Annotated in this window: 11 protein-coding genes and 2 tRNA genes; 3 read left to right on the top strand and 10 right to left on the bottom strand. The window is 72.1% G+C overall.

Annotated elements, in window-relative coordinates; translation table 11 throughout:
* Positions 1-12: 12 nt before the first annotated feature.
* The 8 genes from ABZ441_RS14455 to ABZ441_RS14420 form a co-directional block, all read right to left on the bottom strand.
* Entirely contained in the window at positions 13-786 is a 774-nt protein-coding gene (locus tag ABZ441_RS14455; RefSeq protein ID WP_358972696.1) for a TetR/AcrR family transcriptional regulator, read from the bottom strand.
* 79 nt (positions 787-865) lie between these two features.
* Entirely contained in the window at positions 866-2,365 is a 1,500-nt protein-coding gene (locus tag ABZ441_RS14450; protein ID WP_358972694.1) for an MFS transporter, read from the bottom strand.
* 207 nt (positions 2,366-2,572) lie between these two features.
* Complete coding sequence (locus ABZ441_RS14445) at positions 2,573-4,720, bottom strand: glycosyltransferase family 39 protein (protein WP_358972691.1); 2,148 nt, start codon at positions 4,718-4,720, stop codon at positions 2,573-2,575.
* A complete protein-coding gene (locus tag ABZ441_RS14440; protein ID WP_358972687.1) occupies positions 4,717-6,012 on the bottom strand; it encodes a bifunctional glycosyltransferase family 2/GtrA family protein in 1,296 nt (431 codons plus the stop codon). The genes ABZ441_RS14445 and ABZ441_RS14440 overlap by 4 nt, the downstream gene beginning before the upstream one ends.
* 26 nt (positions 6,013-6,038) lie before the next feature.
* The gene (locus ABZ441_RS14435) at positions 6,039-7,664 is read right to left on the bottom strand and encodes a HAMP domain-containing sensor histidine kinase (protein ID WP_358972684.1); all 1,626 of its coding nucleotides are present in this window, start codon (positions 7,662-7,664) and stop codon (positions 6,039-6,041) included.
* Positions 7,665-7,668: 4 nt separating this feature from the next.
* Positions 7,669-8,406: a response regulator transcription factor gene (locus tag ABZ441_RS14430; RefSeq protein WP_358972681.1), complete on the bottom strand. Its 738-nt coding sequence runs from the start codon at positions 8,404-8,406 to the stop codon at positions 7,669-7,671.
* 79 nt (positions 8,407-8,485) lie between these two features.
* Positions 8,486-9,373, bottom strand: a complete 888-nt coding sequence (locus ABZ441_RS14425; protein ID WP_358972678.1) for an amidohydrolase family protein — start codon at positions 9,371-9,373, stop codon at positions 8,486-8,488.
* A 52-nt stretch (positions 9,374-9,425) separates the two neighbouring features.
* Positions 9,426-10,313 carry a DUF2797 domain-containing protein gene (locus tag ABZ441_RS14420; protein ID WP_358972675.1) on the bottom strand — a complete coding sequence of 296 codons (888 nt, stop codon included), beginning with the start codon at positions 10,311-10,313 and terminating at the stop codon, positions 9,426-9,428.
* Positions 10,314-10,500: 187 nt separating this feature from the next.
* Between ABZ441_RS14420 and ABZ441_RS14415 the strand changes: the two genes are divergently transcribed.
* Both ABZ441_RS14415 and ABZ441_RS14410 read left to right on the top strand, forming a co-directional pair.
* Positions 10,501-11,445, top strand: a complete 945-nt coding sequence (locus tag ABZ441_RS14415; RefSeq protein ID WP_358972672.1) for an RNA polymerase sigma-70 factor — start codon at positions 10,501-10,503, stop codon at positions 11,443-11,445.
* Between the two features lie 91 nt (positions 11,446-11,536).
* A complete protein-coding gene (locus ABZ441_RS14410) occupies positions 11,537-12,739 on the top strand; it encodes an FAD-dependent oxidoreductase (protein ID WP_358972669.1) in 1,203 nt (400 codons plus the stop codon).
* A gap of 203 nt (positions 12,740-12,942) precedes the next feature.
* Here the strand turns inward: ABZ441_RS14410 and ABZ441_RS14405 are convergent.
* Together ABZ441_RS14405 and ABZ441_RS14400 are read right to left on the bottom strand one after the other, a co-directional pair.
* Positions 12,943-13,015 (bottom strand) — tRNA-Arg (locus ABZ441_RS14405).
* A gap of 205 nt (positions 13,016-13,220) precedes the next feature.
* Positions 13,221-13,311: transfer RNA gene (locus tag ABZ441_RS14400), tRNA-Ser, on the bottom strand.
* A gap of 382 nt (positions 13,312-13,693) precedes the next feature.
* Between ABZ441_RS14400 and ABZ441_RS14395 the strand changes: the two genes are divergently transcribed.
* On the top strand, positions 13,694-14,164 hold the full coding sequence (locus ABZ441_RS14395; protein WP_358972666.1) for an SSI family serine proteinase inhibitor: 471 nt from the start codon (positions 13,694-13,696) through the stop codon (positions 14,162-14,164).
* The last annotated feature ends 250 nt before the right edge of the window (positions 14,165-14,414 follow it).

Below are 14,414 nucleotides of genomic sequence, written 5' to 3'. Positions count from 1 at the left end.
GCGGCGCGCCGCCTACGGGTGGCGTGCCGCGCGGGCGCGCATCGCCTCGACGCCCGCGATCAGGAGGTCCAGCGCGAACACGAAGTCCCGCTCCCGCATCTCCTCCACCGTGTCCCCGCCGCGCGCCTCCATCAGGCTCTCCGAGGGCTCCATGAGCCGCTTGAGCTCGGGGTCGGCGCGGATCGTGCCCATCGCCCGCCGGAAGTACTCGTCCTGGCTGAGTCCGGCCTCCACCGTGCGCTGCACGAAGTGGCCCTCGACGGACCCGAAGCCGTACACGAACTGGAAGACGGCCGACATCGCCCCCGTACGGTCTCCCGGCGGCAGTCCGGTGGCCCGGATGACGTCCTGGACGGCGTACGAGAACAGCATCGAGTGCGGTCCGATGTTCAGGAAGCCGCCGATCAGCGTCGACACCCAGGGGTGGCGGACCAGCATCTTCCGGTAGCTGGTGGCCAGTTCGCGGAGCCGGTCCCGCCAGCCGGAGTCCTCGGCTGTGGCCGGAATCTCGCCGAAGACCGTGTCCAGGGCGAGTTCCAGCAGGTCGTCCTTGGTGTCGACGTACCAGTAGAGGGACATCGCCGTGACGTCCAGCTCGGCTGCGAGGCGCCGCATGGAGAACTTCGCGAGGCCGTCGGCGTCCAGCAGCCTGACGGTCGCCGCCGTGATCCTGTCGCGGTCGAGGCCGGCCGGCTGATCCGCCTTGCGGGTGCGCGAGGGTGTCCGCCGGTCCAGCCACACACTGACCCGGGACGGGTTGTTCACACGGTCTGCCGCGGACCCCATGGCGCACGCTCCTCGTCTTGCGGTGGCACTCCTGCGTACCGGCACCCCCCGTCCGATGCTATGCCCGTCACCTGGGCCCTCAGGACTTCTCCGCGCGCTCCGCCCTCCGCAGCAGGAACGCGGCCAGCAGTCCGCCGGCCAGGACAGCTGCCGCGCCGACCAGTTGGCTGGTCCCCAGACCCGAGGCGAAGGCGTCGGTGATGCGCTCGCGGTCCGCCGCTCCGTCCGCGGTGGCGAGTGCGGCGGGCAGTGAGGCGGCCCCGACGGCGCCCGGAACGAGAGCGGCGAAGCGGGAGTTGAGCACGGCGCCGAGCACGGCGACCCCGAGCCCGTTGCCGAACTCGGCGAGTGTGCCGTTCACCCCGGCCCCCACACCCGCCTTCTCCGGTGGGATGGCGCTCATGATCGCGTTGGCCATCGCGGGCATGGCGAGCGCGACGCCCGCCCCCATCACGACCAGGCCGAGCAGCATCCCGCCGTAGTCCCGCCCGCCGAGCAGGGCGATCGCCCCGAGCCCGGCGGCCAGCAGGCTCATCCCGGTGGCGATGACGACCGGCGTACCCATCCTCACGACGAGCCGGGCACCCAGCCCCGTGAGGTTGAGCGCGACGACGGTGAGGGCGAGCGGAGCCGTGCGCAGTCCGGCCTCCAGCGGCTCGTAGCCGAGGACGAACTGGAGGTGCTGGGTCAGGAGGAAGAGCGAACCCGTCATCCCGAAGGCGACGAGGATCGTTCCCGCGACCGCGCCGGTGAACCTCTGGTTGCGGAAGAAGTGCATGTCCAGCATGGGGTGCGGGACGTGCAGCTCCCACAGGACGAACCCGGTGAGTACGGCGACCCCGGCGAAGGCGGTCAGCAGCACCGGGCCGGACCCCCAGCCGTGCTCCGGGCCGGAGATGATCGCGTACACGACGGCGGTCATGCCGACGGTGGACAGCAGCGCGCCCACCAGGTCGGGGCGGTCACCGCTGGGGTTCTTCGTCTCCGGTACGAGCCTGAGGACCGCGACGAGACCGATGACCGCCACGGGGATGTTGATCAGGAAGATCGCGCCCCACCAGAAGTGGTTGAGCATCGCCCCGCCGATCAGCGGACCGGCCGCGAATCCCAGGGAGTTGACGGTGGACCAGATGCCGATCGCCTTGACGCGCTCGGTGTCGTCGAAGATCTGCACCACCACCGCGAGGGTGGTCGTCATCAGCAGCGCGCCTCCGACGCCCATGCCCGCGCGGGCGGCGATCAACTGTCCGGAGGACTGGGCGAGTCCCGCTGCCAGCGAACCGATCCCGAACAGCGCGAGGCCCGTGACCAGCATCTTCTTTCGGCCGTAGCGGTCGGCGGAGCTGCCCGCGGTGAGCACGAGGCCGGCCTGGACCAGCGCGTACGCGTTGATCATCCACTGCACGTCCGCGGTGGAGGCGTGGAGATCGGCGGTGAGCGAGGGGATCGCGACGTTCAGGACGGTGTTGTCGAGCAGCACGGTGAGCTGGGCGAGGCAGATGACTCCGAGGATCAGCCAGCGCCGGGCGTGGCCGGTCCGGGGTGCGAGGCCATTCTCCTCGGCGGCGGTCGCCGTCATGCGGACTCCTGATTCCGGTGCACTCGTACGGTGTGTGGGGCATGTCGCCATACACCGTATGGCATTCCTGTACGCCGTACAACGCAATAGGTGTACCGCTCCGTGGCACGGCAGGGCGGTGGCCCCGGAGACGTACTCCTCCGGGGCTACCGCCCTGCCGTGCGCCCTGTGGTCGCCGCCCCTGCGCCGACGCTCCGTCCCCGCGGCTCAGCTCTTCGGCTGGGTGAGGTCGTAGAAGGTCGCGCTCCCCGCGGTGACCTCCTCGAAGTTCTCCTCCACCCACGCCGAGATCTGTGACGAGGTGCCCTCGCCACCCATACCGCCGCCCGTGCCGCCGGAGATGAAGTAGTGGATCTTGCCGTCCTCCACGTACTCCTTGAACCGCGCGAGCGTCGGGGACGGGTCGCTGCCGTTGAATCCGCCGATCGCCATCACCGGGTCACCGGTGGCGAGCTGGTAACTCGCGGCGTTCTGCGAACCGATGGCCGCAGCGGTCCAGGTGTAGGCGTCGGCGTTCTGCTTCAGGAGCGTCTTCGCCTCGGAGTCGACCGAGGCGCCGTCGAGGAGGCCGCCCATACCGCCGCCTCCGCCGCCCATGCCGCCTTCACCCGTGCCGCCGCCGGGCATGCCGCCCTGCCGACCACCGGGCATCTGGCCCTGCCCCTGCTGCCCCTGGCCGGGCGCTCCACCGCCGGGGAAGCCGCCGCCCTGGACGTTGCCCGGCCCGTTGCCCGGGGCCTGACCGCCCTGCGGCATTCCCTGGCCGCCGTCCCGCTGGGTTCCCTGGCCGGGGGGCCGGCCGCCCGTGCCGCCGCCGGGACCGCCCATGCCCGAGCCCGACGGACCCGCGGTGACGATCGAGCCCTGGTGCCCGGTGTTCAGCGTGCTGACCGTGTACGCCGCCGGGCCGGCCAGCGAGGCGGCGAGACCGAGGCCCACCACGCCGAGCGCCAGCACCCGGCCCAGTCGCGCCGCGAGCAGCAGCCCCACGGCGGCCACGAGGCCGCCGGCCGGAACGGCCCAGCGCAGCCACGGGACGTAGTCCGGCGTGCGCCCCAGCAGGACGTACGACCAGACGGCCGTCGCCGCGACGGTGGCGCCGAGGGTGGCGCCCGCCCACCACTTGCCCCGCTCCTCCCAGAGGACCGAGGCGCCCATGCCGACCAGCGCCGCGATGTAGGGCGCCAGGGCCACGGTGTAGTACTGGTGGAAGATGCCGGCCATGAAGCTGAAGACGAAGGCCGTCATCAGCAGCGACCCGCCCCAGGCGAGGAACGCCGCACGGGCCGTGTCGGTCCGCTTCGCCCGCCAGGTCAGCCAGATACCCGCGACCAGCAGGATCAGCGCGGCGGGCAGCAGCCACGAGATCTGGCTGCCGATCTCGGAGTTGAACATCCGGCCGATGCCGGTCTCACCCCAGCCGCCCCCCTGGCCCCCGCCGACGCTGCCGGTCTCCTCGCCGTTGATCCGGCCGAGTCCGTTGTAGCCGAAGGTGAGCTCGAGGAAGGAGTTGTTCTGCGAGCCGCCGATGTACGGACGTGAGGAGGCGGGCCACAGCTCGAGGATCGCCACCCACCAGCCGCCGGACACGACCGTCGCCAGCGCCGCCAGACCCAGCTGCCCGAAACGCCTCCGTACCGACACCGGCGCGAACACCGCGTACAGCACGGCCAGGGGCGGGAGGATCAGGAAGGCCTGCAGCGTCTTCGAGAGGAACGCGAGGCCCACCGCGACGCCCGCCCAGACCAGCCACTTCGTCCGGCCGCCCTCGAACGCGCGCAGCACGCAGTAGACGGTGACGGTCATCAGGAGCGCGAGCAGCGCGTCCGGGTTGTTGAAGCGGAACATCAGCGCGGCCACCGGCGTCAGCGCGAAGACCGCCATCGTGATCATCCCGGCGCCCGCACTGAAGCGGCGGCGCACGGCCGCGTACAGGACGCCCGCCGTGGCGACGCCCATCAGCACCTGGGGCGCGAGGATCGCCCATGAGCTCAGCCCGAAGATCCGCACCGACAGGGCCATCGGCCAGAGCGTGGCGGGGGGCTTGTCGACGGTGATCGCGTTCGCGGAGTCCAGCGAGCCGAAGAAGAAGGCCTTCCAGCTCTGGCTGCCGGCCTGAACGGCCGCCGAGTAGAACGAGTTGGCGTACCCGGAAGCGCTCAGGTTCCACAGGTACGCGAGCGCGATGACCAGCAGCATGCCGAGGAAGGCGGGCCTCGCCCAGCGCGGGTCCTCGGGCCTGCCCCGGTGTATGCGCCGTGCCGGCGGCTCCCGCCTGCCCGCGGCGTACGCGGGCGCCCCTGGGGTGTCGGGCGGGGCCTGGTAGTGGTCCGGGTGCGTGGCGGCGGCGGTCATCGGACGTTCCTCAGTTCGTGGGCGGCACCCGTGCGGGCGTCCTGGTGGTCGGTGCGCCGGTCGGGGAAGACCCATGCGCGGAAGAGCAGAAACCGGAGCACCGTCGCCGCGAGGTTGGCCGCGATCAGCACGGCGAGTTCCGTGCCGTGCGACGCCGATCCGGACGCCGTGCCCAGCGCGGCGAGCGAGCCGCTGGTGAGGGCGAGTCCGATCGCGAAGACGACGAGCCCCTGCGCCTGGTGGCGCGCGGCGCCGCCCCGGCCGCGTACCCCGAAGGTGAGCCTCCGGTTCGCCGCCGTGTTGGCCACGGCGGACACGAGGAGGGCCGCCGCGTTGGCGAACTGCGGGCCGACGCCCCATCGGAAGAGGGAGTACAGGGCGAGGTAGACGAGGGTGGACAGTGCGCCCACGACACAGAAGCCGACCAGTTGCCGGGCAAGTCCGCGCGGCACCCCGGGCACGGCCCGGTCGCGCGGATCGTCGCCGAAGGGCCGCGCGAGCCGGTCCAGGGGCAGCGCCCCGGTGGCCAGGGCCCGGCCCACCCGCCAGACCCCCTTGAGGTCCTCCGTCGCGGTCCTCACGATGTGCACGGTGGAGTCGGGGTCGTCGACCCAGTCCACCGGCACCTCGTGGATCCGCAGCCCGGCACGCTCGGCGAGCACCAGCATCTCGGTGTCGAAGAACCAGCCGGTGTCCTCGACCATGGGCAGCAGTCGCTGCGCGACCTCTCGTCGTATGGCCTTGAAGCCGCACTGGGCGTCACTGAACCCGGCGGCCAGCGAGGACCGGAGGATCAGGTTGTAGGCCCGTGAGATGAACTCCCGCTTCGAGCCCCGCACCACCCGCGAACTGCGGGCCAGTCGCGAGCCGATGGCGAGGTCCGAGTGCCCGGAGATCAGCGGGGCGACCAGCGGGAGCAGGGCGTTCAGGTCGGTCGAGAGGTCCACGTCCATGTAGGCGAGGACCGGGGAGTCGGAGTGGGACCAGACCGTCCGCAGCGCCCGCCCCCGGCCCTTCTCCTCCAGCCGGTACGACCGCACCTCGGGAATGAGGTCCGCGAGCCGCGCCGCCACCCGGGGCGTACGGTCGGTGCTCGCGTTGTCCGCCACGGTGATCCGGAAACCGTAGGGGAACGTCCGCGCCAGGTGGTCGTGCAGGCGCAGCACACACGTTTCGAGGTCCTTCTCCTCGTTGTACACGGGGATCACCACATCGAGTACGGGAGCGCCGACCGCTGCGGCCAGGAGATGATCCCGGGCCGGCAGGGTGCTCCAGGGAGTGTCGGTTCGCATGGCATCGACACTCGCCAACCGCGCTGTCACATCCGTGTGCTGAGCCTGTGGTCCGCCTGTGAGTGCGTCACGGGAGCGTGGAGGGTGCGGTCCGGCCCGGCCGGGGGAGTGCCTCCGGGGCCGTTCTCCCGGCCTCCCGCATGCACCGCGTCCGCCGGCAGGTGGACGGCGAACACCGTGTCGCCCGGCACCGACCGCACCTCGGCCAGCCCGCCGTGCGCGGCCACGACGGCCTGCACGATGGCGAGGCCGAGCCCCGTCGACCCGGCGTGCCGGGAGCGCGAGGCGTCGCCGCGGGCGAACCGCTCGAAGACACGCGGCTGCAGACCGGCCGGGATACCGGGCCCGTCGTCCTGGACCTCCAGGGTCACCCGGGGCAGTTCCCTGCTCGCCTGACGCACGCGCACCGTGACGGTGGTTCCAGGCGGTGTGTGCGTACGGGCGTTCGCGAGCAGGTTGACCAGAACCTGCTGGATCCTCGTCGGATCGGCGAGCACCGTCGCGGGCACCTCGGGCAGCTCGAGCCGCCAGTGATGTGTGGCCCCCGGGGCACCGCCGGGGGTGCGGTCCGCGACGCGGGCGTCCCTCACCGCGTCGATGACGAGTGGCGAGAGGTCGGTGCTCTCGTACGAGAGCGGGCGTCCGGCGTCGAGGCGTGCCAGGAGGAGCAGGTCCTCGACCATGCCCGTCATCCGCTCCGCCTCGGACTCGATCCGTCCCAGGGCGTGCCGGGTGTCGGGTCCGGCGTTCTCCCGGCCCCGGCGGGTCAGTTCGGCGTACCCACGGATCGAGGCGAGCGGTGTGCGCAGCTCATGGCTGGCGTCCGCGACGAACTGCCGTACCCGCGTCTCGCTCTTCTGCCGCGACTCCAGGGCGGAACCGACGTGCCCGAGCATCCGGTTGAGGGCCGCGCCGACCTGACCGACCTCGGTACGCGGATCCGCCTCGGCCTCCGGGACCCGTTCGAGCAGGGCGACCTCGCCGCTGTGCAAGGGGAGTTCGGAGACCCGGGTCGCGGTGGCCGCCACCCTGCGCAGCGGCCGCAGGGCGACGCCGACCATGGCGGCGCCCGCGATCCCGGCGGCGATGAGCCCGGCGCCGGTGACGCAGACCTCGACGAGCACGAGGGTGGTGACGGCCTTGTCCACCTCCGCCGTGGGGATGCCGACGAGGACGGACGTACCGCCGCTCGACGGAACGACCTGCACGCGGTGACTGCCCAGCCCGGGAAGGTCGACGTCATGGGGTTCGCCGTCCGGGGTCACCCCCGAGGCTTCGAGGGCCTTCTTCTGCGCGTCCGACAGCTCCTCGCTGCTCTGCTGGGCGTTCGGACCGTTCATCACCTTCGAGACGGTGACAAAACCGTCGGTCACCACGGCACCGAACGTGTCGGGGCCGCCCCTGCCGACGAAGTCCAGCGGGTCCTCGCTCTCCGGGCCGCCCGGGGTGATCCTGCCTCCGCCCGGCGGACGGGCCTCGGCCAGTCTGGTGATGTCGCGCAGCTGGCCGTCCAGCTTCCCGTACATGTAGCTCTGGAACGCGATCGCGGTGACCGAACCGATCACAGCGGCGACGACCGCGATGAGCGTGACCGCGTACACGACGAGCCGGGTCCGCAGCGTCCACGGGCGGCGTGCGCCCTTCCCGCTCACGCGGCTACTCCCCGGGCTTGATCAGGTACCCGGCCCCGCGACGGGTGTGGATCATCGGGGTGCGCCCCGCGTCGATCTTCTTGCGGAGGTAGGAGATGTACAGCTCGACGACATTGGCCTGGCCGCCGAAGTCGTAGTTCCAGACCCGGTCGAGTATCTGAGCCTTGCTCAGCACCCGGCGCGGGTTGCGCATCAGGAAACGCAGCAGCTCGAACTCGGTCGCCGTGAGGTGGATCGAGTGGTCGCCCCGGCTCACCTCGTGGCTGTCCTCGTCCAGCACCAGATCGCCCACGACGAGGGTCGACTCGCTGCGGACCGCCGCCGTGCCGGAACGGCGGATCAGACCGCGCAGCCGCGCCACGACCTCCTCCAGGCTGAACGGCTTGGTGACGTAGTCGTCGCCCCCCGCCGTGAGCCCGGCGATCCGGTCCTCCACCGCGTCACGCGCGGTCAGGAACAGCACCGGCACGTCCGAGATCTCACGCCGCAGCCGGCCCAGCACGGCCAGCCCGTCCATGTCGGGGAGCATCACGTCGAGGACCACCGCGTCGGGGCGGAAATCGCGTGCCGTACGGACGGCGCCCGCACCGTCCCCGGCGCTGCGCACGTCCCACCCCTCGTAGCGCAGGGCCATCGAGAGCAGCTCGGCGAGCGGGGCCTCGTCGTCCACGACCAGTACGCGGACGGGGCTGTGGTCGGGCCTGAGGAGTTCTGTACGCCCCTGGGGCGAGGTCGTCGTCATGGCCTCAAGCCTGTGAGCCGGCCGTGAGAACGAGCTTTCGCCTACCTGTGAATTTCCTGAGAAACGCGTCGGCGGGCCCTCATGCCTGCCGGAAGAGCTCGCTCGCGTTCCCGTGACAGACCGCCCGCAGCCACGCGTCGCCCAGGCCGAGCCGCTCCAGGGCGTGCAGCTGATGGGCGTACGGATACGGGATGTTCGGGAAGTCCGTGCCGAGCAGTATCCGGTCCCCCAGATCGGCCAGACGCCCGCGCTCAGCCGCCGGGAACGGCGTGAGGCCCTCGGTGAAGTCCGTGAACGCCATCGTCGTGTCGAGCCGCACCCCGGGGTACACCGCCGCCAGCCCCAGGAACTCCGCGTACTCCGGCATCCCCATGTGCGCCACCACCAGCTTCAGCCGGGGATGGCGGGACAGCAGCCGTCCGATCGGCCCGGGGCCCGTGTACGCGCCGGGAGCCGGCCCGGAACCGCAGTGCGTCACCACCGGGACACCGGCCTCCGCCAACAGCCCCCACACGGGCTCCAGCAGCGGATCGTTCGGGTCGTAGCCACCCACCTGAAGATGGGACTTGAAGACGCGCGCGCCTGCCTCGACCGCCTCGCGCACATACGTCTCCGCGCCCTCCTCCGGGAAGAACGTCGCGGTGTGCAGGCAGTCCGGCACCCGGGCCGCGAACGCCTCCGCCCAGCCGTTGAGCCATGCCGCCATGCCGGCCTTGTGCGGGTAGAGCATCGAGGTGAACCGGAGCACGCCGAACGAACGGAGCAACGCGAGGCGCTCGTCCTCGTCCCGCCGGTAGGTGATCGGCCACTCCAGCCCGGTCAGCGGTCCCGCGGCGTCGAAGTACGCCCACACCTTGCTGAGCACCCGCTCCGGCATGAAGTGCGTGTGGACATCGATGATCCCGGGCAGCCCGAGCCCCTGCCAGAACCGCACGACGTCGTCACGGTCACGGTCGTCGCCGCTCATCCGCCCCACCTCCCGCCTCGTACGTCACCGGGAACGATCTCCGGTGACGATGTCAGAACAGCCCGTCCTGCACGCCACCGGCCCCCGCGGCCACGACCGGCACGCTCAGCCCCGCCCGCGCGTCGGCGCCCACCAGGTCCCAGCCGGTGACCAGTCGCGTGTCCAGCACGACGATCCCGTCGCCGGCGGTCTCCAGATGCAGGTCGGGCCCGGCCGCCGCCACCAGCCGCCCGGCCACCGCACCGCCGCCCACCAGCTCCGTCACCACGCGCGCCGCGGGCCCCACCCCGTCGAGCCCGAACACCCCGGCGTGGTCGACCGCCTCGAACGGCAGCCGCTCCAGCGCCTCGGGCCACCCGGCGCCCTCCAGCGCCGCCGCGCGCCCGTACAGCGCTTCGATCTCGGCGGCCCGTTCCGCCGGCCCCGGCAGCTCGTCCCGCGCGGCACGCTTGCGCGCGTACGGGATCCGGTCGGGCACCCCGAGCGCCGAGCGCAGCAGTTCCTCCGTACGCCGCGCGGCCATCAGCGGCCCACGCCCCAGCCAGCTGAAGACCACGGCACCCTGCTCCCGCAGCCGGGCGGCCTCCCGCGCCTCACCGGTGATGCCGACCTTGACCATGCCCGGACCGAACCAGGCCAGATAGACGCGGTACGTCCGCGGGTCGTCGGCAATCGTGTCGGCGGCCACCGAGTGCGCCCGGTCCAGCCGCGCGCACTCCGCGCACCGCGCCCCCGTACTCCGTGCGGGCACCACGGCCGCGACCGGGCACGGGTTCCCGCGCGCGCCCAGGCAGGTCCGCTCTCCCCCGGCCCGGAACCCGAGCTCCCTGCCGTACGCGAGGACGCTGACCCGCCCCCGCCCGGACCCGTCGCTCCGCGCCCACCCGAGCGCGGGCTCCCCGTGGGGCCAGCGCAGCCCGGTACACCGCCAGCCACCCATGCCGCCCCTCTCCGCTCGCGCCACGAGACGCGTGGAGACCCTAACGGACGAGGCTTCTCGGCCGACGCCACGCCACCACCGGCGGGGCCACGCCGCAGACCGAACTGGTTCGGCCCGGTCGGGTGCCCGGCACCCGCACCGCGCACCCGACGGCCGGGCGCCCGCCACGAGGGCTAGGATCCGGGCCATGGCTCCGACCATGAACGACATGGAGCGGTTCGAGGCCTCCATGCCCCGCCTGAAGGCCATCGCCTACCGCTTCCTCGGCTCCGCGAGCGATGCCGAGGACGCCGTCCAGGACACGTACCTGCGCTGGCAGGCCGCCGACACCGGCCGCATCGAGGTCCCCGAGGCCTGGCTGACGAAGGTCCTGACCAACCTGTGCCTCAACCAGCTCACCTCGGCACGCGCCCGGCGCGAGACCTATGTGGGCCAGTGGCTGCCCGAGCCCTTGCTCGCCGGGGACCCGATGCTCGGCCCTGCCGACACCGCCGAGCAGCGCGAATCCGTTTCGTACGCGGTCCTCACCCTCATGGAGCGCCTCTCCCCGAACGAGCGGGTCGTGTACGTGCTGCGTGAGGCGTTCGACTACCCGCACCGGAGGATCGCGGAGATCCTCGACATCACCGAAGCCGCCTGCCAGCAGATCTTCCACCGCGCCAGGAAGCACGTCGCGGAGGGCAGGACCCGCACCGAGATCGACGAGACCGCCGCCCACCGGATCGTCGCCGAGTTCCTCACGGCCGCCGCCGGCGGCCGGACCGAGCCCCTCCTGCGGCTGCTCACCGACGACGCCGTCTCGATCGGCGACGGCGGCGGAAAGGTGCCGGCCCGCGCCACACCGTTCGAGGGCGCACCCGCGGTGGCCAGGTTCATGCGGGGCATGTTCACGCCCGGAAAGGCCAAGCGCGCCCTCGTGGGGGGCTCCCCCTCGGTCTACGCCGCGGCCGCGAACAACACCCCGTCCCTCGTGGTCGTTCTCGACGGCCGGGTCATCGCCGTCATGTGCCTGGAGATCACCGCCGGCGGCATCGCCGCGTTCCGCAGCCAGGTCAACCCCGACAAGCTCGAACGCGCGACCCGGCAGTGGGCGGCCTCCGATCACGGGGAGCCCCTGCTCATCCCCTTCTGACCGCGGCGTGACGTGCTTCACATCGCGGCCCTGTCAGGAAACGGAGGCCTGCCCGGTTCAAGTGGCGAACCCGCGAGACAGGAGCAGGAAAATGAAGCACCGCATCATCGTCCTCGGAGCCGGATACACGGGGGCCACAGCCGCCGGCCGCCTCGCCAGGCGCCTCCACCGCGAGGACGTCTCGATCACCCTCGTCAACGCCGAGCCCGACTTCGTCGAGCGCGTCCGGATGCACCAGCTGGCGGTCGGCCACGACCTCGAACCGCGCGCCTTCGGGAAGATGTTCGCGGGCACCGGCGTCGAACTGAAGCTCGCGAAGGTCACCGGCGTCGACGTCGACCGCAGGACCGTCACCGTCAGCGCCCCCGGCGCGACCGGCACCGAGGACCTGGAGTACGACAGCCTTGTGTACGCCCTCGGCAGTGGCTGGAACACCCAGGGCGTCCCCGGCACCACCGAGTACGCCCACGACATCACCGGGCGCCCCGGAGCACTCCGCCTGCGCGAGCGTCTTGCCGGTCTGGACGCAGGTCAGCCCGTTGTCGTCGTAGGCGGCGGCCTCACGGGCCTGGAGGCCGCGACCGAGATCGCCGAGGCCCGCCCGGACCTCGATGTCGCCCTCGCCGCCCGAGGCACGCTCGGCGACTGGCTCTCGCCCAAGGGCCGCGGACACGTGCGGAAGGTCTTCGGAGAACTCGGCATCACCGTGCACGAACACACGGCCGTCACCGCCGTCGAGGCCGGCCACGTCACCACGGCCGACGGCGAGAAGATCCCCGCCGCGGTCACCGTGTGGACGACCGGCTTCGCGGTCCACCCGATCGCGCAGGCGACCACGCTGGAAGTCACCGGCACGGGCCAGATCGTGGTCGACGGGACCATGCGCTCGCCCTCGCACCCGGACGTCTACGCCATCGGCGACGCGGCCATGGCGATGGGCCCCGGAGACAAGCCGCTACGGATGTCGTGCGCCTCGGGCGGCTTCACCGCGCTGCAGGCCTCCGACGCCATCGCGGCACGCCTGACCGGCGCGAAGCTTCCGACCGTGCCGATCCGCTACTTCAACCAGTGCATCTCCCTGGGGCGCAGGGAGGGCCTGATCCAGTACGTCACCGCCGACGACCGCGCGGTCCGGGCGGCCCTGACCGGACGGCTCGCCGCCGTCTACAAGGAGCTGGTCTGCAAAGGCGCGGCCTGGGGGGTCGGCAACCCGACGTTCGGGCTCCCGGTCCGGCGCCGCCGCGTGGTGCGGGAGCGAGCCGGAGCGGCCACGACCGTCAAGGAGTCGGCCTGACCCGGCCGGGCCCGAGACTCCGCCGCCTCGCAGGCGAAGGGGACTCGGCCCGGTCGTCCCGGTCCTGGCATCGGGCATGATGCCCCTTCACCCGTCAGCCCCGTCCGGCCGGTTCCCGGGGCAGAGCGGTACAGGTACCGCCATGGCGCAGGCGCAAACGGCAGAGGCCCTCAGGATTTCTCCTGAGGGCCTCTGGCCTGCTGTGCACTCGGCAGGATTCGAACCTGCAACCTTCTGATCCGTAGTCAGATGCTCTATCCGTTAAGCTACGAGTGCTTGTCCTCGGCCTGAGCCTCGGTCCCGCTTCCCGGTTTTTTCTCCCCGGTCGGCGTTGCGAGAACAACATTACATGACCTGTGCCGTGACGCGAAATCCATTAGCCAAACCAGGGCTGAGCTGCGAAAACTCCGTTCTGGAGCAAGTTCGCGCGGCCGGGAAAGACCGAAGCCCCGTGCCGGGGGCACGGGGCTTCGGGATCTTGCGGAGGCGGAGGGATTTGAACCCTCGATGGGCTTTAAGACCCAAACCGCATTAGCAGTGCGGCGCCATAGACCGGACTAGGCGACGCCTCCAGCACACCTCGCGCAAGCGCGAGTGGTGCGTGCAGATGATGACACAGTCGAGCGCGCTGTCACCAATCGCCGCCCACGGTACTAGGCAGGTGGGCGGCGAGGCAAAGCGCCCTGCGGGGGACCTGGCTGCGCCCGCCCGCCCTTGCGCGCCCGGCCGGGCGCAGCGTCCGGGCTTCCACCGCGGACCGGTCAGACGTTCGGGAGCCGCTTTTCCGGTCGGCCCCCCATGAGTTGCGCAACGTGCGGGCGTAAGGAGCGTTAGAGAGAACGAGGGCTCCGCCCTCCGTCCCGACACCCATGTCCCCGGCGCCCGCCCTCACCCGGCCGTGCACCGGAGCAGGCCGGCGCGCTCCAGGGCGCGCCAGAACAACAGGAGCCCCGCATGCTGCGCCGCCTCACCCTCACCGCCGTCGCGTCCCTCGCCGCGCTGTCCGCCGCCGCGCCCGTCGCCACGGCCGCGTCCCCCCTCGTACCGCTGCCCCCGCTTCCCCTGCTCCAAGGGGACTGGCCGGCTGCGCAGGACATGAGGACCCGGCTCACCGTGACGGTCTCGGAGTCCGGGAACCCGGCGGCCGACGGGACCTTCGAGCTGGAGTGCGGCCCGGCGGGCGGCAGTCACCCCGCCGCGCAGCGTGCCTGCGACCTGCTGGACGAGGCCGCGGAGTCGGGGGACAACCCCTTCACGGCCACGGACCGCAACGCCATGTGCACCCAGCAGGCCGGCGGGCCGGCCGCCGCCCGGGTGCAGGGCACCTGGCAGGGGACTGACATCGACGCCCGGTTCAGCCGGGCCAACGGCTGCGAGATCTCGCGGTGGAACGATCTGGTGCCGGTGCTCCCCTCCGCGAGGTAACCGGTTCGGCGCAGCGTGCGCCGGGGCTCAGCCCGGGCGGGACGACGCACCCGGGGGCGCACACAGGCCGCCCCCGGGGCCCGTTCAGGCGTGTTCCAGGGGCACTTCGGGCCGCCCGCGAACCCTGTCGCAGCGCATCGACGCACGTCAGAGGGGGCGCCCGAGCTCGCGACATGACCCCCCGGCGTACACCGTGCGCACAGAACCTTGGTGAGAGCTCCCCCTCATCCACCGCCCGCCACGCGCTCCC

This window comes from Streptomyces sp. NPDC005752 (assembly GCF_040630715.1).
Classification (GTDB): Bacteria; Actinomycetota; Actinomycetes; order Streptomycetales; family Streptomycetaceae; genus Streptomyces.
Note: the sequence above shows the minus strand (reverse complement) of the source record. Positions and strands in the feature narration are given on the sequence as shown.

Coding starts and splice junctions, on each gene's coding strand:
- ABZ441_RS14440 (WP_358972687.1), bottom strand. CDS start 6,012: ATGCGAACCGACACTCCCTGGAGCACCCTGCCGGCCCGGGATCATCTC.
- ABZ441_RS14450 (WP_358972694.1), bottom strand. CDS start 2,365: ATGACGGCGACCGCCGCCGAGGAGAATGGCCTCGCACCCCGGACCGGC.
- ABZ441_RS14430 (WP_358972681.1), bottom strand. CDS start 8,406: ATGACGACGACCTCGCCCCAGGGGCGTACAGAACTCCTCAGGCCCGAC.
- ABZ441_RS14395 (WP_358972666.1), top strand. CDS start 13,694: ATGCTGCGCCGCCTCACCCTCACCGCCGTCGCGTCCCTCGCCGCGCTG.
- ABZ441_RS14410 (WP_358972669.1), top strand. CDS start 11,537: ATGAAGCACCGCATCATCGTCCTCGGAGCCGGATACACGGGGGCCACA.
- ABZ441_RS14425 (WP_358972678.1), bottom strand. CDS start 9,373: ATGAGCGGCGACGACCGTGACCGTGACGACGTCGTGCGGTTCTGGCAG.
- ABZ441_RS14455 (WP_358972696.1), bottom strand. CDS start 786: ATGGGGTCCGCGGCAGACCGTGTGAACAACCCGTCCCGGGTCAGTGTG.
- ABZ441_RS14415 (WP_358972672.1), top strand. CDS start 10,501: ATGGCTCCGACCATGAACGACATGGAGCGGTTCGAGGCCTCCATGCCC.
- ABZ441_RS14445 (WP_358972691.1), bottom strand. CDS start 4,720: ATGACCGCCGCCGCCACGCACCCGGACCACTACCAGGCCCCGCCCGAC.
- ABZ441_RS14420 (WP_358972675.1), bottom strand. CDS start 10,313: ATGGGTGGCTGGCGGTGTACCGGGCTGCGCTGGCCCCACGGGGAGCCC.